This is a genomic window from Demequina mangrovi (assembly GCF_000759715.1).
Classification (GTDB): Bacteria; Actinomycetota; Actinomycetes; order Actinomycetales; family Demequinaceae; genus Demequina; species Demequina mangrovi.
In genome coordinates this window covers 69,069-96,044 of record NZ_BBLU01000008.1, presented here as the reverse complement: position 1 = coordinate 96,044, position 26,976 = coordinate 69,069, and the positions used below count along the sequence as shown (strand labels likewise).

Here is a 26,976-nt window from a genome sequence, read left to right as displayed (position 1 = left end):
CGCTCGGTCCCAGCGAACTCTCAGGCAGGCATGGGAACATGAGGAGGTCAGGACCCGTTGAAGCGATGTGACCGAGGAGGGGAGCACGATGACCGAGACCGCCGTCCCGGCCGAGACGATCACCCCTGCCGACGCACCGGAGCTGACGTGGGAGAGCATCGTCGCGAACCACTCCGCCCGCGTGTACCGGCTGGCCTACCACCTGACCGGCAACCAGCACGACGCCGAGGACCTCACGCAGGACGTCTTCGTCCGCGTGTTCAACTCGCTGTCGCAGTACAAGCCCGGCACCTTCGAGGGCTGGCTGCACCGCATCACCACCAACCTCTTCCTCGACCGCATGCGTCGCAAGAAGCGCATCCGCTTCGACTTCATGGCGGACGACGACGCGGCGGTCGCGACGGCCGACAGCTTCGACCGGCACGAGCGCTCCGGCCAGCCGGAGGACGCGTTCGACATGTCGCACCTCGGCGACGACATCATCGAGGCGCTCGCCGACCTGCCGCCCGAGTACCGGGCCGCGGTGGTGCTGAGCGACATCGAGGGCCTGTCCTACGAGGAGATCGCCGCGACGCTCGGCATCAAGATGGGCACGGTCCGCTCACGCCTGTCCCGTGCGCGAGCGCGGCTCCGCGAGTCCCTCTCCCATCGAGCGCCCCTGCGGGGGGACGCGTGACCGGACGTCACCTCGGCGAACGCATCCACGACCTCCTCGACAACCGCATGCCGCGCGAGGCCGCGGCCGAGGCGATGGCGCATCTCGACAGGTGCGACGAGTGCCGTCGACGCTGGGACGAGCTGCGCACCGCCCGCGAGGCGCTGAACTCGTCGGAGTGCGGCATCGACGTGTCGTTCGCGCAGCGCCTGCTCGACCGCGAGCACATCGCGGAGATGGCGCAGCACGAGACGCGACGCGACGCGCGCGCGGCACGCGGGCGCGACCGCCGCCCGGCGGTCCTCACGCTGTCGCTGACGCTGCTGCTGATCGCGGTGGTGGGCGCGGCCTACGTCGCCGGCGAGCCCGACGACATCGACCCCGGACTCGTGGCCTCGTCCGAGACCGGGATGCTGAGCGTCGCCCGGATGGACTCCAGCACCATGCGTGACTGGGCGTCCACGGGCGAGTGGATCCACCCGGATTGGCAGTCGAGTGGATTCGATCCCGTCGAGGGCACCGTGCGCGAGGCGTCGAACGGAGCGCGTGTGCTCGCATACTCGCTGCTGACCGACGCCGAGCCCGTGCTCGTCACGGAGTGGCACGGACGGATGATCGTGGATCCGGAGGCGACCCTCCTCCCGATCGCGGTCGACGGCCTCGACGGTTATGTGATCGGCACCGACCCCACGAGCATCGCCTGGCAGGCGGGGGACATCGTGGTGATCCTCACGTGCGACTGCACGGTGGGGACCCTCGAGGAGGTCGCTGCCGAGTTCCCGCAGGACGACGAGCCCGGCTTCGTCGACCAAGTCATGGCCGGCCTGGGCGTCTTCGGAGACGCCCTCACCGGTCGCTAGCCCGATAGGTGAGAGACCTGATGAACGACAACCCGTTCGCGCCTCCGCGCGACCCCTCCGGCTCGGGCGACGAGCCGACTGCCAACCACGACGAGGCCGCGACCGTGCAGGTGCACGACTCCGCTCCGGACCCGGACACGACCACCGTCGCCGCGCAGCGCGAGGACGTCACCAACGACACCATCGAGATCACCCCGGCCTACGTGCCTGCCGCCTCGACCCCCGCCGCGGCTCCCGCGGCCCCGGTCGCAGCATCGGCGCCGCTGCCGGGAGCCTCCCCCGAGACCGACGCCTTCGCGCCCCCCGCCGAGCCGCCGGCCGGCACCACGACCATCGGCGCCGCGCCTGAGCCCCGCCGTCGCAGCCGCGGCGCGATCGCCGCGCTCGTCGCCGCGTCGCTGGTGCTCGCCGCCGGCGCGGGCTTCGGCGGCGCCTGGGCCTACGACTCCTTCGTGGCCGACGACGCGACCGCGAGCGGCGGCTCGTCCGGGTCGAGCACGTCGACGCTTCCCGACTCGAGCAGCTCGACCATCGCGCGGACCGACGAGAACACCGTCGCCGCGATCGCCTCCGCCGTCATGCCCTCGGTCGTCTCGATCGAGAACATCCAGAACGGCGAGGAGGCCGCCGAGGGCTCGGGCTTCATCATCCGCGAGGACGGCTACATCCTCACCAACAACCACGTGGTCGAGGGGACGGACGACGACACCGTCACCATCGTGATGAGCGACGGCACCGAGCACGACGGCGCCGTGGTCGGCGCGACCGCCGACTACGACCTCGCGGTCGTGAAGATCGACATGGACGGCCTCACCCCGCTGGTGCTCGGCGACTCCGACGAGCTGGTGGTCGGCGACGACGTCATCGCGGTCGGCTCGCCGCTCGGCCTCGAGTCCACCGTCACCACGGGCATCGTCTCCGCGCTCCACCGCCCGGTGACCGCAGGCGACACCTCCTCGACGGCCTTCATCGACGCGATCCAGACGGACGCCGCGATCAACCCCGGCAACTCGGGCGGCCCGCTCATCAACTCCGACGGCGAGGTCATCGGCATCAACTCCGCGATCGCGACGCTCGGCACCACCAGCTCGGCGTCGGGCTCCGTGGGGCTCGGCTTCGCCATCACCTCGAACCAGGCGAGGCGCACCGCCGAGGAGATCATCGAGACCGGTGAGGCCACCTACCCGATGATCGGCGTGAGCCTCGACGCCTCGTACACCGGCGAGGGCGTGGAGGTCGCGGACGCCAGCGGCGCCGTGGTCTCGGGCGGACCGGCGGACGTGGCGGGCATCGAGCGCGGCGACATCATCACCGCGATCGACGGTCGTCCCATCACCCGCTCCGACGAGCTCATCGTCGCGATCCGCGCCAAGGCCGCGGGCGACACCGTGACGCTCACGGTGCAGCGCGGCGACGACGAGCAGGAGATCGACGTGACCCTCGTGTCGAACAAGGAGGTCACGTTCGAGGACACCTCGGATCAGGAGCTCGAGCAGCAGCAGGACGAGGATCGCGGCGGGCTTGGCGAACGACTCTTCCCGGAGCCGTCAGAATAGGTCCATGTTCGACATCAACGGCGGGGAGCTCCTCGTCCTCGTGCTGGTCGCCATCGTGGTGATCGGACCGGAGAGGATGCCGGAGTACGCGAAGCAGCTGCGCGACCTCGTCGTGCGCGGTCGCGACATGTTCCAATCGAGCAAGGCCTCGCTCAAGGCGGAGGTGGGCGACCAGGTCGACTGGTCGCAGCTCGACCCCCGTCAGTACGACCCGCGCCGCATCGTCCGTGATGCGCTCAACGAGCCGTCGTCGCCCGCAGGGGCGGCGACGGCTCGTCGCGTCACCCAGGCGACGCCGGGCGAGGCGCCCTTCGACACCGAGGCCACCTGACGCATCGTCCCCCGACGCAGGACCGATGCGTGCGGCGATGCCTGCATTGTTTGGAACAATGGCCCCATGACTCGTGTGTTCTCGGGCATGCAGCCCACCTCCGACTCCCTGCACCTCGGCAACTACCTGGGCGCCCTGGTCGAGTGGGTGAAGCTCCAGGACACCCACGACGCCATCTACTCGGTGGTCGACCTGCACGCGCTCACGCAGGCCCCGGACGCGGAGCTGCTGCGCGCGCGCACGCGTCGCACCGCGGCGCAGTACCTCGCGGCGGGCGTCGACCCCGAGCGCTCGCTGTGCTTCGTGCAGTCGCACGTGCCGCAGCACGCCGAGCTCGCGTGGGTGCTGTCGACCTTCACGGGCATGGGCGAGGCCTCGCGCATGACGCAGTTCAAGGACAAGGCCCAGAAGACGGGCGAGTCCGGCGCGAACGTCGGCCTCTTCACCTACCCGATCCTCATGGCGGCGGACATCCTGCTGTACGACACCGACGTGGTGCCGGTGGGCGAGGACCAGCGCCAGCACCTCGAGCTGTCGCGCAACCTCGCCGAGCGTCTCAACACGCGCCTGGGAGAGGGCACCGTGGTGGTGCCGGAGCCGCACATCGTCAAGGAGACGGCGAAGATCTACGACCTCGTCGACCCGACCAAGAAGATGTCGAAGTCCACGGGCAACCCCAAGGGCATCATCGAGATGCTCGACGACCCGAAGAAGGTCGCGAAGCACCTCAAGTCCGCGACCACGGACTCGGACACCGTGATCCGCTTCGACCGCGAGGCTAAGGCCGGCGTGTCGAACCTGCTGACGATCTACTCGGCGCTCACGGGCCGGTCGGTCGAGTCGCTCGTCGCGGACTACGAGGGGAAGATGTACGGCCACCTCAAGGTCGACCTCGCCGAGGTGGTGGTGAACTACCTCACGCCGTTCCACGATTCCGCGATGGACTGGATCGAGTCGCCCGAGAAGCTCGACGCCGTGCTGGCGCAGGGCGCCGCCAAGGCGTCCACGCTCGCCCAGGCGACGCTCGACCGCATTTACGACAGACTGGGACTGCTGCCCCCGATGCACCGCTGACCAGTCGAGGAGCCTCATGACCACGGAGGACGTCAAGGCCAAGGCCACCGAGGCCGTGACCCGTGGCAAGAGGCTCAAGGAGTGGTGGGACAACTCCTCCTGGGGTCGCGGCATCAAGCGCTTCAGCGTCCAGAACGGCGCGGTGCTCGCCTCGGGGATCGCGTACCTCACCTTGGCGTCCGTGGCGGCGGGACTGGTCGTGGCGACCACGCTGGCGACCGTGTTCCTCGCCGGCAACGACGAGCTCCGCGGGGAGCTCGTCGACTACCTCGCGGAGGCGGTGCCCGGTCTCATCAAGACCGATGACACCAACGGCATCATCCAGCCTGACGACCTCGGATCGGGTTCGGCGACGTCCGTCGCGGGGATCATCGGCGTGGTCTCGTTCCTCATCCTCATCAACTCGGCGACGCGCTTCATCCGCGGATTGCGCACCTCGACCCGGACGATGCTCGGCAACGAGGTCGCGTCCCCGGTGCTGGGCAAGGTCCGCGACATCGGCGGGCTCGTCGCTCTCGCGCTCATCGCGGTGGTCGGGGTGACCATCCAGGTGGTCGCCTCGGGCGCCGCGCGGGCGATCGCCGACGCGGTCGGCATCACGGTGCCGGCCTGGCAGATCCGCCTCATCGGCTACGGGGCAGGCGTGATCGCGGACATGCTCTACGTCGCTCTCGTGCTCATGCTGCTCGGCGGCGCGCGGATGTCGTGGCGCGTGCTGTGGGTGATCCTGCTCGCGGCCCTGGCGATCGGGATCCTGCGGCTCGGCGTGTCGTTCGTGGTGCAGGGAGCCGTGGACAGCCCTGTGCTCGCGCCGTTCGCCGCGATCATCACGCTCATGGTCTTCGTCGACTACGTCAACCGGATCATCCTCATCTGCGCCGCGTGGCTGGGCGCGCATGAGCGCGAGCATCACGAGGGGCAGATCCACCTCGACAGCCTCGAGCCGCCCACCGTGGTGGTCGAGGGGCGCCGCCGCCACGGCACGCCGGTCACCACGGCCAGGGCGATGGTGAGGAACCCCGAGGCGCCAGAGGACTGACCCGCCGCATCGGCCGACCCGCCGCTGCACCCGAAGTGGTAGGTGAGTGTCGCTTCTCGCAGGTTCTCGCTTTGCAGCGGTAGGTGAGTGTCGGTGGTGCGGAGGCCGGGCTCCGCCGCGGTGCCGCAGCCCCGCCGTCGCTCGGGCGCCTCCGGCTGCCGGCCCATGCGGCCATCCGGTCGACGGAGCGACCGTGGGCTACCGCTGCGGCGCGGAGATCTCCCGAAAGCGACCCTCTCCTACCACTTCGCGCATGCGAGGCGACGAGGGACGGGGGAGAGGCTAGAACTCGCCCGTGGTGAGCGCGTGCTTGACCTCGGAGATCGCCTTGGTCACCTCGATGCCGCGCGGGCAGGCCTCGGTGCAGTTGAAGGCCGTGCGGCACTTCCAGACGCCGGCCTTGTCGTTGAGGATCTCGAGGCGGTCCCACTGGCCCTCGTCGCGCGAGTCGAAGATGAACCGGTGCGCGCCCACGATCGCCTGCGGGCCGAAGTACTGGCCGTCGGTCCAGAACACCGGGCAGCTGGTGGTGCACGCCGCGCAGAGGATGCACTTGGTCGTGTCGTCGAAGCGGTCGCGCTGCTCGGAGGACTGCAGGCGCTCGCGCGCCGGCGCGTTCCCGGTGGTCATGAGGAACGGCATGATCTCGCGGTAGGAGGCGAAGAACGGCTCCATGTCCACGATGAGGTCCTTCTCGACCGGCAGGCCCTTGATGGGCTCGACGATGATCGGCTTGGCCGGGTTGAGGTCCTTGAGCAGCGTCTTGCACGCGAGGCGGTTGCGCGCGTTGATGCGCATCGCGTCGGAGCCGCACACGCCGTGCGCGCACGAGCGTCGGAACGCGAGGGAGCCGTCCTGCTCCCACTTGATCTTGTGGAGCGCGTCGAGCACACGGTCGGTCGCGTGCGCCTCGACCTGGAACTCCTGCCAGTACTGCTCGCCGGGCTTGTGCTCGTCCGTGCCCTCGGGCTTCGAGCGCAGGATGCGCAGCGTCACCGTCATGGCCTTGACCTCGCCGACAGCGGGGGACTCGGCGGTCGCCGTCATCAGTACTTCCTCTCCATCGGCTGGTACCTCGTCACGATCACGGGCTTGGTGTCCAGCCGGACGCCGTCGCCGGTCGCGTACGCCATCGTGTGGTGCATGAACTTCTCATCATCACGCGTGGGGAAGTCCTCGCGGTAGTGCCCGCCGCGCGACTCCTGACGCGCCAGCGCGCCCGCGACCACCACCTCCGCGATCTCGAGCAGGAAGCCCAGCTCGATCGCCTCGAGGAGGTCGGTGTTGAAGCGCTTGCCGCGGTCGTGGATCGCGACGTCCTGGTAGCGCTCCTTGAGCTCGGCGATCACCCGGGTCGCCTCCTCGAGGGACGAGGCGTCGCGGAACACCTGGACGTTGCGGTCCATCGTCTCCTGGAGCACCTTGCGGACCTCCGCGACGCGCTCCGTGCCCGAGCCGCCCACCGTGCCCAGCAAGCGGGTGACGATGCCCTCGACCCGCGCCGCCGCATCGTCAGGGAAGGCTGCGGCCTCCGCGGTGGCGACGGCGTGCTCGGCGGCGGCGATGCCCGCGCGGCGTCCGAAGACGTTGATGTCGAGCAGCGAGTTGGTGCCCAGGCGGTTGGCGCCGTGCACCGACACGCATGCGCACTCGCCGGCGGCGTAGAGGCCCTTGACGGTGTCGAGGTTGTTGCGCAGCACCTCGCCCTGGACCGTCGTGGGGATGCCGCCCATCGCGTAGTGCGCGGTCGGGTAGACGGGCACAGGCTCGGTGTACGGCTCGACGCCCAGGTAGGTGCGCGCGAACTCGGTGATGTCCGGGAGCTTCTCATCGATGTGGGCCGGCTCGAGGTGGGTGAGGTCGAGCAGCACGTAGTCCTTGTGGGGACCGGCGCCGCGGCCCTCGCGCACCTCGTTGGCCATCGCGCGGGCGACCATGTCGCGCGGCGCGAGATCCTTGATGGTGGGGGCGTAGCGCTCCATGAAGCGCTCGCCCTCGGAGTTGCGCAGGATTCCGCCCTCGCCGCGTGCCGCCTCCGACAGGAGGATGCCGAGGCCCGCGAGGCCCGTCGGGTGGAACTGGAAGAACTCCATGTCCTCGAGCGGCAGACCCGCGTTGAGCGCGATGCCCATGCCGTCGCCGGTCAGCGTGTGCGCGTTCGACGTGGTCTTGAAGACCTTGCCCGCGCCGCCGGTCGCGAAGACCACCGACTTCGCGCTGAAGGTGTGGATCTCGCCCGTCGACAGCTCGAGGGCGACCACGCCGGCCACGGACACGTCCTCGCCCTCGGCGGCGGCCTGCGGGTCGGAGTCGAGGATGAGGTCGAGCACGTAGTACTCGTTGAAGAACTCGACCTCCTGCTTGATGCACTGCTGGTACAGCGTCTGCAGGATCATGTGGCCCGTACGGTCGGCGGAGTAGCAGGCGCGACGCACCGCGGCCTCGCCGTGGTTGCGGGTGTGGCCGCCGAAGCGGCGCTGGTCCACCTTGCCCTCGGGCGTGCGGTTGAACGGCAGCCCCATCTTCTCGAGGTCGAGGACCGCGTCGATGGCCTCGTTGCACAGGATCTCGGCGGCGTCCTGGTCGACCAGGTAGTCGCCGCCCTTGATGGTGTCGAAGACGTGCCACTCGGCGTTGTCGTCCTCGACGTTGGCGAGCGCCGCGGCCATGCCGCCCTGCGCCGCGCCCGTGTGCGAGCGGGTGGGGTAGAGCTTGGTGAGCACCGCGGTGCGGGCGCGCTGCGAGCTCTCGAGGGCTGCGCGCATGCCGGCGCCGCCGGCGCCGACGATGACGACGTCGTACTCGTGGTGGGTCATCGGACATCCTCGCAGAAGCTGGGGAGCAGGGACGGGTCGGCGTCGAGCGGGCACGGGTCGAAGGTGAAGATCACCAGCGCGCCGAGCACGATGATGCCGATCACCGCGACGCCGAGCGCGCTGTGGAGCACCTTCCGGAGCGTCGCGTGGTGCGCATAGTCGTTGATGAGCAGGCGCATGCCGTTGCCGCCGTGCAGCATCGCGAGCACCAGCATGAGGATGTCCCAGACCTGCCACAGCGGGGACGCCCACTTGCCTGCGACGAAGGCGAAGTCGATCTGGTTCACGCCGTCGCCGGTGAGGAGGTTGATGAAGAGGTGGGTGAGGATCAGCACCACGAGGAGCGGGCCGGAGATGCGCATGAAGCGCCACGACCACTGCTCGGCGCCGGGACGGAGGCGTCCCGAGCGGATGCGCGGCTCCTTGATCTTGGGGCCGGGGGTGAAGGGCGCGGACGATGCGGTCATCAGGCACCCCCGAAGACGTGGCCGAGGTGGCGGATGAGGAACGGCACCATGAGCACCCCGAACAGGCCCCAGACCCCCCACACCAGCTGACGCTGGTGGCGCAGCGCCCAGGTGGAGTGGTCGACGGCGATGATGCGCAGGCCGTTGAACGCGTGCAGCAGGATCGCGGCGACCAGGCCGGCCTCGATGAGGCCGTAGATCGGGGTCTTGTAGCTCCCGATCACCTCGTTGTAGGCCTCGGGCGACACGCGCACCAGCGCGGTGTCGAGCACGTGGACGAGCAGGAAGAAGAAGATGGCCACACCGGTGACACGGTGGACCACCCACATCCACATGCCTTCGTGGCCTCGGTACAACGTCGTCGGTGACACAGGACTCCTCACAGCACTTCTCCGGGCTTGCCTCGCATCCTAGTGTGGTCGCCAACAGCAACTCGACTGAGGGGGAGCGCATGTCGGAAGTCGTCGACGGTCTCGTGACCGTCATCCCGGCCGGAGGTGTCGGATCGCGTCTGTGGCCGCTGTCCCAGCCGCATCGTCCCAAGTTCCTGCTGGATCTCCTGGGTACCGGGGCGACGCTGATCCAGGACACCGTGGCGCGCGTGAGCCCGCTGTCGGAGCGCGTCGTCATCGTCACCGGAGAGCGGCATGCGCCCGCCGTGGCGTCGCAGGTGCCCGAGGTGCCGGCCGCGAACCTGGTGACCGAGCCGAGCCCGCGCGACTCGATGGCCGCCATCGCGCTCGCGGCCGCGCTGATCGAGGAGCGCTGGGGATCGCAGGTGATGGCGTCCTTCGCGGCGGACCACCTCATCCCCGACGCGGAGGCGTTCCGCGCGACCGTCCGCGAGGCCGCGCGCGCGGCGCAGGGCGGCAAGGTGGTGGTCATCGGCATCGAGCCCACCGAGCCGTCCACGGCCTTCGGCTACATCGAGATGGGCGAGCCCATCGACGGCGACGCGCGCCACGTGGTCGCCTTCACCGAGAAGCCCGACGCGGAGACCGCCGCCGGGATGCTCGCGCGGGGCGGGTTCGCATGGAACGCGGGCATGTTCGTCATGCGCACCGATGTGCTCCTGGGCCACCTCGACCGGCTGCAGCCGACGCTCGCCGCGGGAGCGCGGGAGATCGCCGCGGCCTGGGACGGGCCGTCGCGCGAGGAGGTCCTCGCCCGCGTGTGGCCCACGCTCACCAAGATCGCGATCGACCACGCGATCGCGGAGCCGGTCGCCGCCGAGGGCGGCGTCGCGGTGGTGCCCGCGAGCTTCGAGTGGCACGACGTCGGTGACTTCGACTCGCTCGCGGAGCTCTCGGAGCCCACCGGAGGGGCCGTGTCGATCGGACGCGAGGCGGCCGTCGCGACGGTCGGCGCGAGCGCGCCGCTCGTGGTCGGCGGGACCAAGCCCGTGGTCGTGGTCGGCGTGGACGATGCGGTGGTCGTCGAGTCCGACGAGGCGATCCTGGTGACCGTGAGGTCGGCTGCGCAGCGCGTGAAGGATGCGGCCGGGGCGCTCGCCGAGGCGTGAACGTTGCGCAATCGTAGCCGCGGCGCAACGAAGTCTTCACGTTCCGTAACATTGCGGCCGTACGATGACCCGTACGACACCTCCCGGTGGCAGCCGGGCGGGAATCAGAACAGAGGGAATCACCTGATGAAGAACATCATCCGTGTGGGTGCGGTCGCCGCCGTGTCGGCGCTGGCCCTTGCCGCGTGCTCGTCGGCCCCGGAGGAGACCGAGTCCTCGGCCGACTCCACGATGGACGCCATGCCCGCGGAGACCGTCGACTTCAAGGCCTGCATGGTCTCCGACGCCGGCGGCTTCGACGACAAGTCGTTCAACCAGACCGGCTACGAGGGTCTCCTCGCCGCCGAGGCCGACCTCGGCATCGAGATCAACACCGCTCAGTCGGCCGACGGCAACGAGTACGGCCCGAACCTCGACGCGCTCGTCGCGGACGGCTGCGACCACATCGTCTCCGCAGGCTTCCTGCTCGGCGACGCCACCGCGGCCGCGGCTGAGGCGAACCCCGACACGCACTTCTCGATCATCGACTTCGCGTACGACCCGGCGATCGACAACGTCAAGGGCCTCACCTTCGCGGCCGAGCAGCCCTCGTTCCTCGCGGGCTACGTCGCCGCCTCCGCCACGCAGACCGGCAAGGTCGGCACCTACGGCGGCATGAACATCCCGTCGGTCACCGCCTTCATGGACGGTTACCTCGCGGGCGTCAACTACTTCAACGAGGAGACCGGCGGCTCGGTCGAGGTCATCGGCTGGGACGGCTCGACCGGCTCCTTCACCGAGTCCTTCGACGACATCCCCGCGGGCAAGTCGCTCACCCAGGGCATGATCGACCAGGGCGTCGACATCATCCTCCCGGTCGCGGGACCCGTGGGCGAGGGCTCGCTCCAGGCCGCCTCCGAGGCCGGCGACACCTGGGTCATCGGCGTCGACTCCGACTTCGCGGCCAAGTACGAGGAGTACGCGGACATCATCCTGACCTCGGTCCTCAAGAAGATCGACGTCGCGGTCGAGGAGGCCATCGCGGAGGACGTCGACGGCGCCTTCTCGAACGAGAACTACCTCGGCACGCTCGAGAACGAGGGCGTCGGCCTGGCCGACGTCGCGGACGCGGTGGACGCCTCGGTGGTCGAGGAGCTCGAGACCATCAAGGCCGGCATCATCGACGGCTCGATCTCGGTGGCCGTCTCCTAAGCAGCAACGGTCACGCACCAGGGGCGCGTCGCAGGCTCGTTCTGCGGCGCGCCCCTTCGCGTCTCCGCTAGTAGTCTCAGGGAAGGCCCTGAATCATGGTGGAAGGACACCGGTGAAACTCGAGCTCCGCGGCATCACCAAGCGCTTCGGCGACTTCACCGCGAACGACAGGATCGACCTGCTGGTCGAGTCCGGGACGGTGCATGCGCTCCTCGGCGAGAACGGCGCCGGCAAGTCGACGCTGATGAACGTGCTCTTCGGTCTGTACGACGCGGACGAGGGCGAGGTCCTGCTCAACGACGAGCCGGTCGTCTTCGCCGGTCCCGGCGACGCGATGGCCGCGGGCATCGGCATGGTGCACCAGCACTTCATGCTCGTGCACCCGTTCACCGTCGCGGAGAACGTCATGCTCGGCCACGAGGACGTCACCGGCCCGGCCAAGCTCCTCGACCTCGAGGCGGCGCGCGCCAAGGTGCGGGAGATCTCCGAGCGCTTCAACTTCAACGTCGACCCGGACGCGGTCATCGAGGACCTTCCGGTGGGCGCGCAGCAGCGCGTCGAGATCATCAAGGCGCTCTCGCGCGACGCCTCGGTGCTCATCCTCGACGAGCCCACCGCGGTCCTGACGCCGCAGGAGACCGACGAGCTGCTCGGCATCGTCCGCGACCTCCGCGACGCCGGCACGGCCGTGGTGCTCATCACCCACAAGCTCCGTGAGGTCAAGGCCGTCGCGGACACCATCACCGTCATCCGCCGCGGCAAGGTGGTCGGCACCGCCGAGCCCACCGCGTCGCAGGAGGAGCTCGCCTCGCTCATGGTCGGGCGCGCGGTCACCATGCGCGTCGACAAGGACGAGGCGAAGCCCGGCGAGACGATGCTCTCCGTCGACGGCCTCACGGTCGTCGACGAGGCCGGGATCGTGCAGCTCGACGGCGTCAGCTTCGACGTCAAGGCGGGTGAGATCCTCGCGATCGCGGGCGTCCAGGGCAACGGCCAGACCGAGCTGACGGAGGCGCTGCTCGGCATCGTCCCCTCGGACGCCGGCAGCGCGACGCTCGACGGCGAGGTCATCACCGGCAAGGCGATCAAGGACATCCTCATGTCCGGGCTCGGCTTCGTCCCCGAGGACCGCACCGAGGACGGCATCGTCGCGCCGATGACCATCGCGAACAACCTCATCCTCGACATCCACGACCGCAAGCCCTACTCGCGCGGCGGCGTGCTCCAGCCCAAGGTGATCGCCGAGGAGGCGCGCAAGCACGTCGAGCAGTTCGACGTCCGCGCGACCTCCATCGAGCAGACCACCGGCTCGCTGTCGGGCGGCAACCAGCAGAAGGTGGTGCTCGCCCGCGAGCTGTCGCGCCCGCTCAAGCTGCTCATCGCGTCGAACCCGACGCGCGGCCTCGACGTCGGCTCGATCGAGTTCGTGCACAAGCGGATCGTCGCGGAGCGCGACGGCGGCGCGGCCGTCATCATCGTGAGCGCCGAGCTCGACGAGGTCGTGGCGCTCGCCGACCGCATCGCCGTGATGTACCACGGCCGCATCGTCGGCATCGTCCCGCCGGACACCGATCGCGACACGCTCGGCCTCATGATGGCCGGCGCCCACGACGAGGAGGAGGCCGCGTGAGCGACCAGACCGCCACCGCGACGGACGAGAAGCGCGACGGGCGCGGACTGCTCCGGGAGATCGCGGAGAGCCAGACCGCGGTCGTGGTCTTCGCGATCATCGCGTCGATGATCCTCGGATCGCTCCTCATCATCGCCGCGTCCGAGGACGTGCGCGAGGCCGCCACGTACTTCTTCTCGCGCCCGAGCGACACGTTCTCGGCCATGTGGCACGCGGTCTCGAGCGCGTACATCGCGATGTTCCAGGGCGCGATCTACAACCCCAACGGCGGCACGTTCGCGGCGCAGATCAGACCCTTCATGCAGACGCTCACGGTCGCGACCCCGCTGCTGTTCGCGGGTCTCGGGCTCGGCATCGGCTTCCGTGCGGGCCTGTTCAACATCGGTGCGCAGGGCCAGATCATCATGGGCGCGACGCTCGGCGGCTACGTCGGCTTCGCCTGGGACCTGCCGGTCGGTCTGCACCTGCTCCTGGCGGTGCTCGGCTGCGCGCTCGGCGGCGCGATCTGGGGCTTCATCCCCGGCATCCTCAAGGCCACCACGGGCGCGCACGAGGTGATCGTCACGATCATGCTCAACTACATCGCGCTCAACCTGCTGTCCTGGCTGCTCACGCTCGAGGCGTTCCAGCGCCCCGGCTCCGACAACCCGCAGTCGCCGCAGGTCGCCGACACGGCGGAGTACCCGCTGGTCCTCGGCGACCAGTTCCCGCTCCATCTCGGCTTCGTGCTCGCGCTGCTGTGCGCGTGGGGAGCGTGGTGGCTCATGGAGCGCTCGACGCTCGGCTTCCAGTTCCGCGCCGTGGGCGCGAACCCCTCGGCGGCGCGCACCGCGGGCATGAACGTCAAGCGCGCGATCGTGCTCGTCATGGTGATCGCGGGTGCGCTCGCCGGTCTCGCGGGCTCGGCGCAGGTGCTCGGCACGGAGAAGTCGCTGACCTCCGGCATCGCCGCCTCGTTCGGATTCGACGCCATCACGGTCGCGCTGCTCGGACGCTCGCGTCCGCTCGGCATCGTGCTCGCGGCGATCCTCTTCGGAGGCCTCCGCGCCGCCGGTCCGGCGCTGCAGGTCCAGGCGCAGCTGCCGGTCGACATCGTGCTGGTGATCCAGTCCCTCATCGTGCTCTTCATCGCGGCGCCGCCGCTCGTGAGGTTCCTGTTCCGCCTGCCTGCCCCGACCCACGAGAAGGAGGTGGCGGCATGACGACCGCGACGATGGACGCCCCCGCCGCCGAGGCGCCCGCCGGGATCGTCCGGCACCGCCGGCTCGTGGCCCCGATCGCGCTCGGCGCGATCGGCCTGCTGTCGCTGATCGTCTTCGGCTTCGGCACCCAGGGCGGGCTCGAGACGACGTTCGCGATCGCCCGTCCCACCGACTTCGTCGACATCCCCGACTTCGCGGTCCCGTCGCAGGCGACCGCGATCATCCTGTCGCTCGTGGCGCTCGGGCTCGCCGGGCTGTCGTTCTGGTTCGCGTGGGCGCATCGTCCCGTGCCGCTGTGGCTGTACTCCGCTTTCGCGCTCGCGGTGATCTTCGCGATGCTCACGTGGGTCGGCGCCGGCAAGGGCAGCACGTCGATGCAGATCACCGGCCTGCTCATCGGCTCGGTGTTCCTCGCGGTGCCGCTCGTCTTCGGCGCGCTCGCCGGCACGCTCTGCGAGCGCTCCGGCATCATCAACATCGCGATCGAGGGCCAGCTGCTCGCCGGCGCCTTCCTCGCGGCCGTGGTCGCGGGCGGCGTCGCCAGCGCCTCGGGCTCCCGCGCGCTCGGCGCCTACATGGGTCTCATCGCGGCCCCGATCGCGGGTGCGCTCGTGGGCGCCGCGCTGGCGCTGTTCGCGGTGAAGTACTGGGTCAACCAGATCGTGGTCGGCGTGGTGCTCAACGTGCTCGTGGTCGGCGTGACCAACTTCCTGTTCGGCACGCTCCTCAAGGAGAACCCGGACCTCAACCAGGCCATCGGTCTCCCGCGCCTGCCGATCCCGCTGCTGCACCAGATCCCGATCATCGGACCCGTGCTGTTCAACTCGAACATGGTGGTGTACCTCATGTACATCATCGTGATCGTCATGAACATCATGCTGTTCAAGTCGCGCTGGGGCCTGCGGGTCCGCGCGGTCGGCGAGCACCCGCGCGCCGCGGACACCGTGGGCATCAAGGTCAACCGCACCCGCGTGCGCAACACCATCCTCGGCGGTGCGATCGCGGGCCTGGGCGGCGCGTTCTTCACGGTCGCCAACGGTCTCGCCTTCGGCAAGGAGATGACCGGAGGCAAGGGCTTCATCGCGCTCGCCGCGATGATCCTCGGACGCTGGAGCCCCAAGGGCGCGCTCGCGGCGGGACTGCTGTTCGGCTTCGCGGACGCGCTGCGCGAGCAGTTCGGCATCGTCGGCTCGTCGATCCCGTCGCAGTTCCTCGCGATGCTGCCGTACCTCGCCACGATCTTCGCCGTCGCCGGGCTGGTGGGCCACGTGCGCCCGCCGGCCGCCGAGGGCATCCCTTACAAGAAGTAGGAGCATGGACGTCGACTGGGAGATGCTCCGCGCGCGGGCGCGGCGGGCGAGCGAGCGTGCGTACGTGCCCTACTCGAAGTACCGCGTGGGTGCCGCCGCGATCACCGACACCGGTGAGGTGGTGACCGGCGCGAACGTCGAGAACGCGAGCTACGGGCTCACGCTGTGCGCCGAGTGCGCGCTCGTGTCGAAGCTCCACACCGACGCGCTGGGGAAGCGGCTCGTCGCCTTCGCGTGCGTCGACGCGGCGGGTGCGCCGCTGCAGCCGTGCGGCCGCTGCCGCCAGCTGCTGTACGAGTTCGGGGGACCGGGGCTGCTCATCGATGGCCCCGCGGGCACCCTCACCCTGGACGATCTTCTTCCGTGGGCCTTCGGGCCCCAGCACCTCGAGGAGGGCTGAATGGCCGAGCGCCACGACGCCGTCGACGTCATCCGCACCAAGCGTGACGGCGGCACCCTGTCCGACGACCAGATCGACTGGGTGGTCGACGCCTACACGCGCGGCGTCGTCGCCGACGAGCAGATGAGCTCGCTCGCGATGGCGATCCTCCAGCGCGGGATGTCGCGCGCCGAGATCGCGCGGTGGACCGCGGCGATGATCGCGACCGGCGAGCGTCTCGACTTCTCGTCGCTCTCTCGCCCGACCGCCGACAAGCACTCCACCGGCGGGGTCGGGGACAAGATCACGCTGCCGCTCGCGCCGCTGGTCGCCGCGTGCGGCGTCGCCGTCCCGCAGCTCTCGGGCCGCGGCCTGGGCCACACGGGCGGCACGCTCGACAAGCTCGAGTCGATCCCCGGCTGGCGCGCCGACGTCTCCAACGCGGAGATGCTGCGTCAGCTCGAGGACGTGGGCGCCGTCATCTGCGCCGCGGGCGCAGGTCTCGCCCCGGCGGACAAGAAGCTCTACGCGCTGCGTGACGTCACCGGCACGGTCGAGACCATCCCGCTCATCGCCTCGTCCATCATGTCCAAGAAGATCGCCGAGGGCACGGGCGTGCTGGTGCTCGACGTCAAGGTCGGCACGGGCGCGTTCATGAAGGACATCGACCAGGCGCGCGAGCTCGCGCGGACGATGGTCGACCTCGGCACCGACGCGGGCGTGGTGACCTCCGCGCTCCTCACCGACATGTCGACCCCGCTGGGACGCGGCATCGGCAACGGCCTCGAGGTGACCGAGTCGCTCGAGGTGCTCGCCGGCGGCGGCCCCGCGGACGTCGTCGAGCTCACGGTCGCCCTCGCACGCGAGATGCTCGCCGGCGCCGGGGTCACCGACGTCGACCCCGCCGAGGCGCTCAGGGACGGCCGCGCGATGGACGCGTGGCGCCGCATGATCGCCGCGCAGGGCGGCGACGTCGACGCGCCCATGCCCGCGGCACCTCACGTCGAGGAGGTCCGCGCGGACCGCGACGGCGTCATCACGCGGATGGACGCGCTCGGCGTGGGCGTCGCGGCCTGGCGCCTGGGCGCGGGGCGCGCGCGCAAGGAGGACCCGGTGCAGGTCTCCGCGGGCGTCCTGCTGCACAAGGTGGTCGGCGACGAGGTGCGCGAGGGGGACGTCATCATGACGCTCCACACCGAGACCGAGGACCGGATGCCGCGCGGCGTCGCGGCGCTCGCCGAGGCCTGCGACGGCGCGGGCACGCTCGACATCACGCCCGGCGGCTCGGTCGAGCGGCGGATCATCCTCGACTCCGTGGGAGCGAAGACCGTCTGATGCCCTGGACGCTCACCTCCGCCGTGGCCCGCATCGCGGGCCTCGTCGGGGTGTCGGAGCGGCGCCCCGCCGAGGAGCCCGCGACGAGCGAGCCGCTGTTCGCGCGCGCCTTCCAGCGCGCCGTCGACCGCGCCTCCGCGGCCGATGCCAAGGCGCTCGGGGTCGCGCGTGACCAGATGGGGGACGATGCGCCGGTCCTGTACCGCGCGGTCGCGTCGGGAGCGCCGATCTCGGCGGTCGCGGCGCTCGCCGCGGCCTGGGACGGGCTCGACCCCGAGGCGCGGGACGCGGTGGGCAACCCCGTGATGCGCCCGCAGAGCCACCTCAGATGGGTGCATGTCGAGGCCCGTCAGGTCGACCAGACCACGTGCGGCGCGGCGACCATGAGCGCGATGCTCATGCAGGGCGATCCCTTCGTGGCGCTGTGGGTCGTCACGGGACGCACGCTCGCCGACTACATCCCGCCGGAGGTGCTCGCCGTCATGGCGGAGGACCGGCCGGTCCGTGGTCTCGACGAGCGCTGGTACGCGCTCCAGCGCGCTCTCCACGCACAGACCACCACCTCGGCGCTGGGCCCGGTCGCGTGGCCGCGCTCGCTCGGCACGCCGCCGTGGAAGGTGGACGACAACACCCGGTACGCGGGCCTGCGGTTCCGCGGCGCGCTGGTCGACGACTCCTCGCCCGAGGCGCTCGCCCCCGTCCTCGCGCACGCACGCCGCGCGCTCGGGGACGGCATCCCCGTGCCGCTCTACTCGTCGGGGGACTCCGCGCTCGGGATCGACTCGGTCATCCCGCGCCACGTGGTGCTGCTCGTCGGCGACACCGGAGACGGGTTCCTGGTCTACGAGCCGGGATCGGCGCGCATCCTCCCCCTCGCGGACGCGGACCTGCGCCCGGACTCGGGACGGCTGCCCGCGCTGGGGAACTGGTCGCGCGCATCGTGGGTGGTGCTGCCGGTCCCGCGCCGCTCGTGACGCGCGCCCCGCATCCCGCGACTAGCCTGGCCTCATGACCCTCACCTCTGACGAGATCCTCGCCCTGCCCAAGGTCGTGCTGCACGACCACCTCGACGGAGGACTCCGCCCCGCCACCCTCATCGAGCTCGCCGCGGAGATCGGGCACGAGCTCCCGTCGACCGAGCCCGACGAGCTCGCGCGCATCTTCGCCGAGAACGCGAACTCGGGCGACCTGGTCCGCTACCTCGAGGCCTTCGCGCACACCACCGCCGTGATGCAGACCGCCGTCAACCTGCGCCGCGTCGCGCGCGAGGCCGTCCTCGACCTCGCGGCGGACGGCGTCATCTACGCGGAGCTGCGGTACGCGCCCGAGCAGCACGTCGACGGCGGCCTCTCGCTCCAGGAGGTCGTCGAGGCCGTCCAGGAGGGCATCGAGGAGGGCGTCTCCGAGGCGCTCGAGGCGGGCTTCGCGATTCGCGCCGCCGCGATCCTCGACGCGATGCGTCACCTCGACCGCTCGGTGGAGATCGCCGAGCTCGCGCTCGCGAACCGCGGCCGCTGCTGCGTCGCGTTCGACATCGCCGGCCCCGAGCTCGGCTTCCCCGCCTCGAACCACCGCGAGGCCTTCCAGCTGCTCCGCGAGGCGCACATGCCCGTCACCATCCACGCGGGCGAGGCCGACGGCGCCGGCTCGGTGGGCGAGGCGCTCGGCCTGGGCTCGGCCCGCCGCATCGGTCACGGCGTCCGCATCCACGAGGACATCGAGGGCTTCGGCGGCGAGGAGCTGGTGCTCGGCCCGATCGCGCAGCACGCGCTCGACATGCAGATCCCGCTCGAGGTGTGCCCGACCTCGAACGTCCAGACCGCCGCCGCGCCGTCGATCGAGGCGCACCCCATGCACGAGCTGCGCAACCTCGGCTTCGCCGTCACGGTCAACACCGACAACCGCCTGGTCTCGGGTGTCTCCATGTCCTCCGAGTTCGCCGCGCTGGTCGAGACCGGCTGGGACAAGGAGGACCTGTTCGAGGCGACCCTCGCCGCCGCGTGGGGCGCGTTCCTGCCGTACGACGAGAAGGCGGACCTCGCCGAGCTCGTCATCGAGGGCTACGGCCTCGAGCTCTGAGATTCAAGGAGACTGACATGACCCTCACCCGTGCCGAGCTGGCCCGCTACGTCGACCACACCCTCCTCAAGCCCGAGTCCTCCCCGGCGGACGTCGAGGCCCTCATCGAGGAGGGCGCCGAGCTGGGCGTCTTCTCCGTGTGCGTCTCGCCGTCGATGCTGCCGGTGTCCACGCCCGAGGGCGTCGCCGTCGCCACGGTGTGCGGCTTCCCGTCGGGCAAGCACCACTCGTCGATCAAGGCCGCCGAGGCCGCGCTGAGCTGCGAGCAGGGCGCCGACGAGGTCGACATGGTGATCGACGTCGCCGCCGCGCTCGCGGGCGACTTCGCCGCGGTCGAGGACGACATCGCGGCCGTGCGCGCCGCCGTCCCGGCCCCCAAGATCCTCAAGGTGATCATCGAGTCGGCCGCGCTGACCGACGAGGCGATCGTGGGCGCATGCCTCGCCGCGGAGTCCGCGGGCGCCGACTTCGTCAAGACCTCGACCGGCTTCCACCCCGCCGGCGGCGCCTCGGTCCACGCGGTGAAGCTCATGGCCGAGACCGTGGGCGGACGCCTCGGGGTCAAGGCCTCGGGCGGCATTCGCACCTGGGACGACGCGGTCGCGATGATCGAGGCGGGCGCCACGCGCCTCGGCCTGTCGGGCACGCGCGCCGTGCTCGACGGCGGCGAGGCCGCCGGCTCCTACTGAGGCTTCCGACGCCGGCCTCTCCCCGAAGTGGTAGGTGAGTGTCGGATCTTGGCGATCTCTGCTCCGCAGCGGTAGGCCAGGGACGTCCAGGCCGGGTGACCCTGGCCGGACCGCCCAGGCTCGGCGACCGAACACGGCCTACCGCTGCGATGGAGGAACCTCGCAGAAGCGACCCTCACCTACCACTTGGCGTGGAGGCGGGGCAGGCGGGAGCGGTGGAGCTCAGATGCCGAGCGCCGTCGTCACGTCGGCGCGCAGCGCCTCCATGGTCTCCGCGGCGGCGGCCTTCGCGCCCGCCACATCGTCGCCGGACACGGGCACGACGACCTCCAGGTACGCCTTCACCTTCGGCTCGGTCCCTGACGGCCGGACGATGACCCGCGCGCCGGACTCCGCCGCGAGGTGCAGCCCGGTGGTGCCAGGCAGGCCCCGGAAGCCCTGCGACATGTCGTCGGTCGCCACCACGGGCGAGCCCGCGAGCGTCGCCGGGGGAGAGGCCATCAGCCGCGCCATGGTGGCCGGGATCTCGGCGAGGTCGGCGTAGCGCGCCGAGACCTGGGACGTCAGGTAGACGCCGTAGGCGCGCGCGAGGTCGTCGATCGCGTCGGACAGCGAGCGCCCGGCCTCCTTGAGCTCCGAGACGAAGTCCGCCATGAGCAGCGCCGCCGAGATGCCGTCCTTGTCGCGCACCAGTTCGGGCGCGACGCAGTAGCCGAGCGCCTCCTCGTAGCCGAAGACCATGCGCGGGGTGCGCCCGATCCACTTGAAGCCCGTGAGGGTGTTGGCATGGCCCAGGCCGTGAGCGGAGGCGATCGCGCCCAGCTGCTGCGAGGACACGATCGAGTTCGCGAGCACGTGCGAGCCTGCCGGGGTCATCGACGCGACCCGCTCGCCCAGGAGCGAGCCGACGACGTCGCCGTGGAGCATCGTCCACCGGCCGTCGACCATCGTCGCGACCGCGCAGCGGTCCGCGTCCGGGTCGTTCGCGATCACCAGGTCCGCCTCGACCGAGGACGCGAGCGCGAGAGCGAGGTCGATCGCGCCCTTCTCCTCGGGGTTGGGGAAGTCGACGGTGGGGAAGTCGGGGTCGGGCTCGGCCTGCTCGACGACCGTGTGGAGATCGGTGAAGCCCGCGGAGCGCAGCACGCGCTCGATGGTCTCCCCGCCCACGCCGTGCAGCGGGGTGAGGACGATGCGCGTGGCGGCGCGCCGCGCCGCGACCGGCGCGAGGTCGCCGCCGAGCGTCGCGACGCGCGCGACGTAGTCGTCGATCACGCCCTCGCCGAGCACCTGCCAGCCGTCGGCGGCGCGCGGCACCGACTCGACGGACCTGATCGCCGCGATACGCGCAGCGATCTCCGCGTCGTACGGCGGCACGATCTGCGCGCCCTGACCCTCGTCCGTGACGATGCGTCCGCCCAGGTAGACCTTGTAGCCGTTGTCCTGGGGCGGGTTGTGCGAGGCGGTCACCATGACCCCCGCATCGGCATCGAGCAGGCGCGTCGCGAAGGCGAGCACCGGGGTGGGGAGCGTGCGGGGGAGGAGCAGCGCCTCGTGACCGGCCGCGGTCATGACCGCCGCGGTGTCGAGAGCGAAGTCGTGGCTGCCGTGGCGCGCGTCGTAGCCGATGACCACGCGGCCGGGGCCGGGCGCGCCGAGCTCGGCGAGCGCGTCGGTCATGAAGCGCGCGAGGCCGGCGGCGGCGCGGATCACCACGGCGCGGTTCATGCGGTTCGGGCCGGCGCCGATGCGCCCGCGCAGCCCGGCGGTGCCGAACTCGAGGAAGCCGCGGAAACGGTCCTCCAGGTCGGCGAGCGCGTCGGCGGACCCTCCGACGGCCGCCTCGAGGACGCCCGCGAGCTCCTCGCGGGTGACGCCGTCGGGATCGTCCTCGATCCAGGCCTCGGCCTTGGCGAGCAGCTCCTCCATCACATCTCCCTGACGATCGAGGCGAGCAGCGCGGAGATCCGCGGCCCGGCGGCGGCGCCCGCGTCGAGCACCTCCTGGTGGTCGAGCGTGTCGCCGCCGATGCCCGCCGCGAGGTTGGTGACGAGCGACAGCCCGAGCACCTCGAGGCCCGCCTCGCGCGCCGCGATCGCCTCGAGCACGGTGGACATGCCCACGAGGTTCGCCCCGAGGATCGCCGCCATGCGCACCTCGGCGGGCGTCTCGTACTGCGGGCCGGTGAACTGCGCGTAGATGCCGTCCGGCAGCTCGGGGTCGATGGTGTGCGCGAGGTCGCGCAGGCGCTTCGAGTACACCTGGCTCATGTCGACGAAGGTCGCGCCCTCGAGCGGGGTCTGGCCGGTGAGGTTGAGGTGGTCCTCGAGCAGCACCACCGAGCCGGGGCCCACCTCGGGGCGGGTGGACCCGCAGCCGTTGGTGAGCACCAGCTGCGTGCAGCCCGCTGCGGCGGCCATGCGGATCGCGTGCGCGACCTTGCCCGCGTCGCGGACCTGGTAGTAGTGCTGGCGTGCGCCCAGCACCAGGACGCGCTTGCCCGTCGGGGCGACGAGCGATCGGAAGACGGGATGGTGGCCCGGCACCACGTGGGCGTCGAAGCCGGGGATGTCGGCGGCATCGACGCGTGCCGTCTCCTCGCCGATGAGGTCGGCGGCGCCGCCCCATCCGGAGCCCAGGACCAGGGCGATGTCGTGCTTCTCGACGCCCGTCGCGGCGGCAAGGGTGGCGGCCGCCTCGGCGGCGAACTCGGTGGCAGAAGTCATGCGTCGAGCCTAGTCGCGGGCGGGCGGAGAGGCGCGGCCGACCACGGGCGTCCGTGCGGTTGAATGGGGTCATGTCCCCACGCGTCGTCATCGTCGGCGGCGGTCCGGGCGGCTATGAGGCGGCGCTGGTGGCCGCCAAGGCCGGGGCCCAGGTGACGCTCGTCGAGCGTCAGGGCCTCGGCGGCAACGCCGTCCTCACCGACGTCGTCCCCTCCAAGACCGTCATCGCCACAGCGGAGTGGCTCACCATCGCGCACCGCGCCCCCGAGCTCGGTATCCGGCGCCCCGACGGCGCGGAGCTCACGTCCTCGCTCACCATCGACATGGCGCAGGTCAACGCGCGCATCAAGGGGCTCGTGCGGAAGCAGTCGGACGACATCGCCACGCGCCTCGAGGCGAGCGGCGTGCGCGTGGTCGACGGCCGGGCCCGGCTCGCCGGACCGCAGCGCGTCGAGGTGGACGGGGAGGTGCTCGAGGCCGACGCCGTGCTCCTCGCCGTGGGCGCCCGCCCGCGCATCGTCCCCGGCTGCGAGCCCGACGGCGAGCGCATCCTCACGTGGACGCAGCTCTACGACCTCACGGACCTCCCCGAGCACCTCATCGTGGTCGGCAGCGGCGTCACCGGCGCGGAGTTCGCCGGCGCCTACCGGCTCCTCGGCAGCGAGGTCACGCTGGTCGCCTCGGGCGACCGGGTGCTCTCCCGCGAGGACCCCGACGCCTCGGCGCACCTCACCGAGGTCTTCCGTTCCCGCGGCATGTCCCTCGTGGGCGGGCGCGCCGCTACGGTGGCGCGGGACGATGCGGGGGTCCGGGTGACCCTCGAGGACGGGCGGGTGCTCGAGGGCAGCCACGTGCTCATGGCGGTCGGCTCGGTGCCCAACACCGAGGACCTCGGGCTCGAGGAGGCGGGCGTCGAGCTCGACGAGCGCGGCCTCATCCGCGTGGACCGGGTCTCGCGCACCACGGCGCGCGGCGTGTACGCGGCCGGCGACTGCACGGGCGTGCTGCCGCTCGCGAGCGTCGCCGCGACCCAGGGCCGCATCGCGATGGCGCACGCGCTGGGCGACGCTGTCACCCCCATCGACCTGCGCACCGTCGCGTCGAACGTGTTCACCGTGCCCGAGATCGCGTCCGTGGGTGCCTCGGAGGCCGAGCTCAAGGAGCGCGGGCTCTTCTACGAGGTGTCCCGGCTGGATCTCGCAGGCAACCCGCGCGCGAAGATGCTGGGCATCGACGAGGGCTTCGTCAAGGTCTTCGGCCACACCGTCACCGGCCAGGTGTTCGGGGCCGTGGTGGTGGGTCCGCGGGCGAGCGAGCACATCTACCCGCTGTCGCTCGCGGTCGCGCACCACCTCACGGTCGACGACGTCGCTGCGGCCTTCACCGTCTACCCGTCGCTGTCCGGCACCATCTCGGAGGCCGCGCGACGCCTGCACCGCATCACCGACGAGGCGTAGCCCCCCGTCGATTCCCAATGGTGGAGGTGAGCCATGTGGCTCATGCGATGCGTGGGAACGGTCGAACCGTCCCGTTGGTCACACCCGTCACATCGGCCATTGGGAGTCGGGGGAGAGGGCTAGGCGAAGAGCTCCTGGCCGATGTACGCACCGTCGGGGCCAAGCACCGAGCCCGCGGGGAGGCCCGGCGGGACCGCGAACAGCGCGGAGCCGGTGGTGCGCAGGTACTCGATGGTCATGACGTCGGCGCTCGAGAGCGCGTTCTGGACCGGCACGAACTGCGTCGCGGGATCGCGCACGTACGCGAGGAAGAACAGCCCAGCGTCGAGGCGGCCGAGCGCGTCGGCGCCGTCGGTGAAGTTGTAGCCGCGCCGCAGCATCATCGCGCCGCCGTTGGCCGACGGGTGCGCGAGGGCCACGTGCGACGTGGGGCGGATGAGCGGCTCCCCGTCGCGGCCGGTCACGGTGAAGTCCGGCTCGGTGAACTCCGAGCCGCCGGACAGCGGCGCGCCCGAGCCCTTGGTGCGGCCCACGTCCTGCTCCTGCTGCTGGAGAGACGTGCGGTCCCAGATCTCCGCGAGGATGCGGATGCGGCGCGCGACCAGGTACGAGCCGCCTGCCATCCACGCCTGGCCGTCGGCCGCATCGGCCCACACCCACCGGTCGACCAGGTCGGTGTCCTCGGCGCGAAGGTTCGCGGTGCCGTCCTTGAAGCCCATGAAGTTGCGGGGCGTGTCCTGCGCGCGCGTGGTCGAGGACGTGCGTCCGAAGCCGAGCTGCGCCCAGCGGATCGCGGCGTCGCCGAACGCGAGGCGCGAGAGGTTGCGGATCGCGTGGACAGCGACCTGCGGGTCGTCCGCGCAGGCCTGGATGCAGAGGTCGCCGCCCACGAATTGCTCGTCGAGCGTGTCGCCGGAGAACTTCGGCATGTCGATGAGCTGCGCGGGGCGCTTGGACGCGAGCCCGAAGCGCTCGTCGAAGAGCCCGGGGCCGAAGCCGAAGGTGATGGTGAGCCCGGAGGCGGGCAGGCCGAGGGCCTCGCCGGTGTCGTCCGGGGGAGCGGCGTAGGCGCCGCCCGCGGCGCCCGAGCCGAGCTCGGAGCCGGTCATGAGCCGCGCGGCGGCCTCGGTCCACCGGCGCAGCAGCGAGATCACGCGCGCGCGGGAGTCCGTGGTGATGTCGAAGGCCGCGAAGTGCAGGCGGTCCTGCTGCGGCGTGACGATGCCCGACTGGTGGGCGCCGAAGAAGTCGTACGCGTTCTGCTGGAGCGGGCTCGCGGTGGCGCGTCCCGCGGCGAAGCCCCCGGCGGTGAGGGCGGCCGCACCCGCGACCGCGCCCGCGGTGCCCAGCGCCGCGCGGCGCGACAGGCCCGAGCGGGCCGCCGCATCGTCCGCGGGCGCGGGAGCGACCCCGCCATCCTCGGTCGAGGTGGCGGGGGCGTCCGTGCGGTCCTGCTCGGTCATGCGGTGAACCCTAGGCGATGGCCGCCGCGGTGAGGCGCGACAGGGGCTCGCCGAGCGCGTCGACGGCGCGTGCGAGCTCGACGATCTGGTCCTCGGTCAGCTCCGTGTAGAGCACGAAGCCCTCGTCGATCGAGCCGTACTGCGCAAGGAGCTCGTTCAGCTCGGAGAAGCGGGAGTCGAGCTCCTCGACCAGGTCTGCGTCGGACTCGGCGACGATGTCGCGCAGGACGCCGAAGGCCACGGCGGCGCCGTCGACGTTCGCCTGGAAGTCCCACAGGTCGGTGTGCGACCAGATCTCCTCCTCGCCGGTGATCTTGCCGGCGGCGACCTCGTCGAGCAGCTCCTTCGCGCCGTTGCCCACCTGGAAGGCGTCGATGACGAAGTCCTCGGCGTTGACGCGCGAGGCGAGCTCCGCGGTGTCGGCGGCGAGCTTGTCCGCGAGCTCCTGCTTCTCGGCGTCGGTGAGGTCGTAGCCCTCCGCCGGCGGCCACAGGTTCTTCTCGATGCGGTGCCAGCCGGTCCACTCCTCGTCCTCGGCGAGGTCCGCCTCGCGGGCGTCCATCATCGGGTCGAGGTCGCCGAAGGACTCCGCGACGGGCTCGATGCGCTCCCAGTGGACGCGGGCGTCGGCGTACAGCGCGCGGGCCTCGTCGTCGTCGCCCGCGGTGTAGGCCGCGAGGAACGCGTCGGTCTTGTCCTCGAGCGTCTGGATCTGGTCGCGCACGTAGAGCAGGTACTGCTCGCCGGCGGCCGCGAGGCGCTCGGCGTTGTCGCCCGAGAAGACGTCCTCGCCCGAGTCGGTGACGGTGAAGGCCGCCTGGATGCCGTCGCCGGTCATGCCGGGCTTGCAGGCCGTGATGTAGTCGCCCGCGGGCACCTGGACCACCAGCTGGCGCGTGATGCCCGGTCCGACGTTCTCGACCTCGGAGATGATGCGCAGGCCGTCCGAGGCGAGCAGGTAGAACTCGGTGACGTCGTCGCCGGCGTTGGTGACGTCGAACACCACGGTGCCGGAGGGCGCCTCGGTCGTGGCGACGGCGCACTCGTCGGCGGTCGACTCGACCGCGATGGTCGCATCGTCGGCGCTGGCGTTCGGGACGCACGCGGTCAGCGCGAGCGCCGCGAGGACGGCGCCGGAGGCGGCGGCGGGGCGTGCGAGGGCAGGGCGGGGCATAGGTGATCCTTCAGCGGGTCG

General features: G+C 71.2%; 25 protein-coding genes. 17 read left to right on the top strand and 8 right to left on the bottom strand.

Features of this window, described 5'->3' with window-relative positions; genetic code table 11:
• The first annotated feature begins 88 nt into the window (after positions 1–88).
• The 6 genes from sigE to TR42_RS08955 all read left to right on the top strand — a co-directional run bounded on the left by sigE (position 89) and on the right by TR42_RS08955 (position 5,515).
• A complete protein-coding gene (gene sigE, locus TR42_RS08980) occupies positions 89–676 on the top strand; it encodes an RNA polymerase sigma factor SigE (protein ID WP_042215226.1) in 588 nt (195 codons plus the stop codon).
• Entirely contained in the window at positions 673–1,515 is an 843-nt protein-coding gene (locus tag TR42_RS14830) for an anti-sigma factor family protein (RefSeq protein ID WP_042215067.1), read from the top strand. Before sigE ends, TR42_RS14830 begins: the two co-directional genes overlap by 4 nt.
• 20 nt (positions 1,516–1,535) lie before the next feature.
• Complete coding sequence (locus tag TR42_RS15330; RefSeq protein WP_052405880.1) at positions 1,536–3,071, top strand: S1C family serine protease; 1,536 nt, start codon at positions 1,536–1,538, stop codon at positions 3,069–3,071.
• Positions 3,072–3,075: 4 nt separating this feature from the next.
• A complete protein-coding gene (locus TR42_RS08965; RefSeq protein WP_042215065.1) occupies positions 3,076–3,402 on the top strand; it encodes a twin-arginine translocase TatA/TatE family subunit in 327 nt (108 codons plus the stop codon).
• Between the two features lie 66 nt (positions 3,403–3,468).
• On the top strand, positions 3,469–4,476 hold the full coding sequence (trpS, locus tag TR42_RS08960; protein WP_042215063.1) for a tryptophan--tRNA ligase: 1,008 nt from the start codon (positions 3,469–3,471) through the stop codon (positions 4,474–4,476).
• Between the two features lie 16 nt (positions 4,477–4,492).
• Entirely contained in the window at positions 4,493–5,515 is a 1,023-nt protein-coding gene (locus TR42_RS08955) for a YihY/virulence factor BrkB family protein (protein ID WP_042215062.1), read from the top strand.
• 282 nt (positions 5,516–5,797) lie between these two features.
• Here TR42_RS08955 and TR42_RS08950 read toward each other — a convergent pair whose 3' ends face one another.
• Genes TR42_RS08950 through sdhC form a run of 4 tightly spaced genes read right to left on the bottom strand, consistent with a single transcriptional unit; the run spans position 5,798 to position 9,169 of the window.
• Complete coding sequence (locus TR42_RS08950; RefSeq protein WP_042215060.1) at positions 5,798–6,562, bottom strand: succinate dehydrogenase iron-sulfur subunit; 765 nt, start codon at positions 6,560–6,562, stop codon at positions 5,798–5,800.
• Entirely contained in the window at positions 6,562–8,331 is a 1,770-nt protein-coding gene (gene sdhA / locus TR42_RS08945) for a succinate dehydrogenase flavoprotein subunit (RefSeq protein ID WP_042215059.1), read from the bottom strand. The genes TR42_RS08950 and sdhA overlap by 1 nt, the downstream gene beginning before the upstream one ends.
• Complete coding sequence (locus tag TR42_RS08940) at positions 8,328–8,798, bottom strand: succinate dehydrogenase hydrophobic membrane anchor subunit (protein ID WP_042215055.1); 471 nt, start codon at positions 8,796–8,798, stop codon at positions 8,328–8,330. The genes sdhA and TR42_RS08940 overlap by 4 nt, the downstream gene beginning before the upstream one ends.
• The gene (gene sdhC / locus TR42_RS08935; RefSeq protein WP_268871165.1) at positions 8,798–9,169 is read right to left on the bottom strand and encodes a succinate dehydrogenase, cytochrome b556 subunit; all 372 of its coding nucleotides are present in this window, start codon (positions 9,167–9,169) and stop codon (positions 8,798–8,800) included. Before sdhC ends, TR42_RS08940 begins: the two co-directional genes overlap by 1 nt.
• A gap of 80 nt (positions 9,170–9,249) precedes the next feature.
• On the opposite strand from sdhC, the gene TR42_RS08930 reads away from it, so the two are divergent.
• From TR42_RS08930 to deoC, 10 genes are all read left to right on the top strand, one after another.
• A complete protein-coding gene (locus TR42_RS08930) occupies positions 9,250–10,320 on the top strand; it encodes a mannose-1-phosphate guanylyltransferase (RefSeq protein WP_042215052.1) in 1,071 nt (356 codons plus the stop codon).
• A gap of 126 nt (positions 10,321–10,446) precedes the next feature.
• Positions 10,447–11,511 (top strand): BMP family lipoprotein, encoded by a 1,065-nt coding sequence (locus TR42_RS08925; RefSeq protein ID WP_042215051.1) that lies wholly within the window; start codon positions 10,447–10,449, stop codon positions 11,509–11,511.
• A gap of 112 nt (positions 11,512–11,623) precedes the next feature.
• Positions 11,624–13,141, top strand: coding sequence for an ABC transporter ATP-binding protein (locus TR42_RS08920; protein ID WP_042215049.1), 1,518 nt, complete (start codon positions 11,624–11,626; stop codon positions 13,139–13,141).
• Complete coding sequence (locus tag TR42_RS08915; RefSeq protein ID WP_042215046.1) at positions 13,138–14,343, top strand: ABC transporter permease; 1,206 nt, start codon at positions 13,138–13,140, stop codon at positions 14,341–14,343. The genes TR42_RS08920 and TR42_RS08915 overlap by 4 nt, the downstream gene beginning before the upstream one ends.
• Complete coding sequence (locus tag TR42_RS08910; RefSeq protein ID WP_042215044.1) at positions 14,340–15,653, top strand: ABC transporter permease; 1,314 nt, start codon at positions 14,340–14,342, stop codon at positions 15,651–15,653. The genes TR42_RS08915 and TR42_RS08910 overlap by 4 nt, the downstream gene beginning before the upstream one ends.
• 4 nt (positions 15,654–15,657) lie before the next feature.
• Positions 15,658–16,053, top strand: a complete 396-nt coding sequence (locus TR42_RS08905) for a cytidine deaminase (protein ID WP_042215042.1) — start codon at positions 15,658–15,660, stop codon at positions 16,051–16,053.
• Complete coding sequence (locus TR42_RS08900; protein ID WP_042215040.1) at positions 16,054–17,367, top strand: thymidine phosphorylase; 1,314 nt, start codon at positions 16,054–16,056, stop codon at positions 17,365–17,367.
• Positions 17,367–18,341 carry a hypothetical protein gene (locus TR42_RS08895; RefSeq protein ID WP_042215038.1) on the top strand — a complete coding sequence of 325 codons (975 nt, stop codon included), beginning with the start codon at positions 17,367–17,369 and terminating at the stop codon, positions 18,339–18,341. Before TR42_RS08900 ends, TR42_RS08895 begins: the two co-directional genes overlap by 1 nt.
• A 34-nt stretch (positions 18,342–18,375) precedes the next feature.
• Positions 18,376–19,446: an adenosine deaminase gene (locus TR42_RS08890; protein ID WP_042215037.1), complete on the top strand. Its 1,071-nt coding sequence runs from the start codon at positions 18,376–18,378 to the stop codon at positions 19,444–19,446.
• 17 nt (positions 19,447–19,463) lie between these two features.
• Positions 19,464–20,135, top strand: coding sequence for a deoxyribose-phosphate aldolase (deoC, locus tag TR42_RS08885; protein ID WP_042215035.1), 672 nt, complete (start codon positions 19,464–19,466; stop codon positions 20,133–20,135).
• 222 nt (positions 20,136–20,357) lie between these two features.
• Here the strand turns inward: deoC and TR42_RS08880 are convergent, their stop codons facing one another.
• Together TR42_RS08880 and TR42_RS08875 are read right to left on the bottom strand one after the other, a co-directional pair.
• Positions 20,358–22,064, bottom strand: a complete 1,707-nt coding sequence (locus tag TR42_RS08880; RefSeq protein WP_042215034.1) for a phospho-sugar mutase — start codon at positions 22,062–22,064, stop codon at positions 20,358–20,360.
• A complete protein-coding gene (locus TR42_RS08875; RefSeq protein ID WP_042215032.1) occupies positions 22,064–22,861 on the bottom strand; it encodes a purine-nucleoside phosphorylase in 798 nt (265 codons plus the stop codon). The genes TR42_RS08880 and TR42_RS08875 overlap by 1 nt, the downstream gene beginning before the upstream one ends.
• A gap of 71 nt (positions 22,862–22,932) precedes the next feature.
• On the opposite strand from TR42_RS08875, the gene TR42_RS08870 reads away from it, so the two are divergent.
• On the top strand, positions 22,933–24,318 hold the full coding sequence (locus tag TR42_RS08870) for an NAD(P)H-quinone dehydrogenase (RefSeq protein ID WP_042215031.1): 1,386 nt from the start codon (positions 22,933–22,935) through the stop codon (positions 24,316–24,318).
• Positions 24,319–24,437: 119 nt separating this feature from the next.
• Here TR42_RS08870 and efeB read toward each other — a convergent pair whose 3' ends face one another.
• Complete coding sequence (gene efeB, locus TR42_RS08865; RefSeq protein ID WP_042215029.1) at positions 24,438–25,781, bottom strand: iron uptake transporter deferrochelatase/peroxidase subunit; 1,344 nt, start codon at positions 25,779–25,781, stop codon at positions 24,438–24,440.
• 10 nt (positions 25,782–25,791) lie between these two features.
• Positions 25,792–26,955: an iron uptake system protein EfeO gene (gene efeO / locus TR42_RS08860; protein ID WP_042215027.1), complete on the bottom strand. Its 1,164-nt coding sequence runs from the start codon at positions 26,953–26,955 to the stop codon at positions 25,792–25,794.
• Between the last annotated feature and the right edge of the window lie 21 nt (positions 26,956–26,976).

Bases quoted from the DNA above. Each gene is read 5' to 3' on its own strand.
- TR42_RS08965 (WP_042215065.1), top strand. From the start codon at position 3,076: ATGTTCGACATCAACGGCGGGGAGCTCCTCGTCCTCGTGCTGGTCGCC.
- efeO (WP_042215027.1), bottom strand. From the start codon at position 26,955: ATGCCCCGCCCTGCCCTCGCACGCCCCGCCGCCGCCTCCGGCGCCGTC.
- efeB (WP_042215029.1), bottom strand. From the start codon at position 25,781: ATGACCGAGCAGGACCGCACGGACGCCCCCGCCACCTCGACCGAGGAT.
- TR42_RS08875 (WP_042215032.1), bottom strand. From the start codon at position 22,861: ATGACTTCTGCCACCGAGTTCGCCGCCGAGGCGGCCGCCACCCTTGCC.
- TR42_RS08940 (WP_042215055.1), bottom strand. From the start codon at position 8,798: ATGACCGCATCGTCCGCGCCCTTCACCCCCGGCCCCAAGATCAAGGAG.
- TR42_RS08950 (WP_042215060.1), bottom strand. From the start codon at position 6,562: ATGACGGCGACCGCCGAGTCCCCCGCTGTCGGCGAGGTCAAGGCCATG.
- TR42_RS08925 (WP_042215051.1), top strand. From the start codon at position 10,447: ATGAAGAACATCATCCGTGTGGGTGCGGTCGCCGCCGTGTCGGCGCTG.
- deoC (WP_042215035.1), top strand. From the start codon at position 19,464: ATGACCCTCACCCGTGCCGAGCTGGCCCGCTACGTCGACCACACCCTC.
- TR42_RS08880 (WP_042215034.1), bottom strand. From the start codon at position 22,064: ATGGAGGAGCTGCTCGCCAAGGCCGAGGCCTGGATCGAGGACGATCCC.
- TR42_RS08870 (WP_042215031.1), top strand. From the start codon at position 22,933: ATGTCCCCACGCGTCGTCATCGTCGGCGGCGGTCCGGGCGGCTATGAG.
- TR42_RS08905 (WP_042215042.1), top strand. From the start codon at position 15,658: ATGGACGTCGACTGGGAGATGCTCCGCGCGCGGGCGCGGCGGGCGAGC.
- TR42_RS08910 (WP_042215044.1), top strand. From the start codon at position 14,340: ATGACGACCGCGACGATGGACGCCCCCGCCGCCGAGGCGCCCGCCGGG.
- sigE (WP_042215226.1), top strand. From the start codon at position 89: ATGACCGAGACCGCCGTCCCGGCCGAGACGATCACCCCTGCCGACGCA.
- TR42_RS08890 (WP_042215037.1), top strand. From the start codon at position 18,376: ATGACCCTCACCTCTGACGAGATCCTCGCCCTGCCCAAGGTCGTGCTG.
- TR42_RS08955 (WP_042215062.1), top strand. From the start codon at position 4,493: ATGACCACGGAGGACGTCAAGGCCAAGGCCACCGAGGCCGTGACCCGT.
- TR42_RS08895 (WP_042215038.1), top strand. From the start codon at position 17,367: ATGCCCTGGACGCTCACCTCCGCCGTGGCCCGCATCGCGGGCCTCGTC.
- trpS (WP_042215063.1), top strand. From the start codon at position 3,469: ATGACTCGTGTGTTCTCGGGCATGCAGCCCACCTCCGACTCCCTGCAC.
- TR42_RS15330 (WP_052405880.1), top strand. From the start codon at position 1,536: ATGAACGACAACCCGTTCGCGCCTCCGCGCGACCCCTCCGGCTCGGGC.
- TR42_RS08930 (WP_042215052.1), top strand. From the start codon at position 9,250: ATGTCGGAAGTCGTCGACGGTCTCGTGACCGTCATCCCGGCCGGAGGT.
- TR42_RS08900 (WP_042215040.1), top strand. From the start codon at position 16,054: ATGGCCGAGCGCCACGACGCCGTCGACGTCATCCGCACCAAGCGTGAC.
- sdhA (WP_042215059.1), bottom strand. From the start codon at position 8,331: ATGACCCACCACGAGTACGACGTCGTCATCGTCGGCGCCGGCGGCGCC.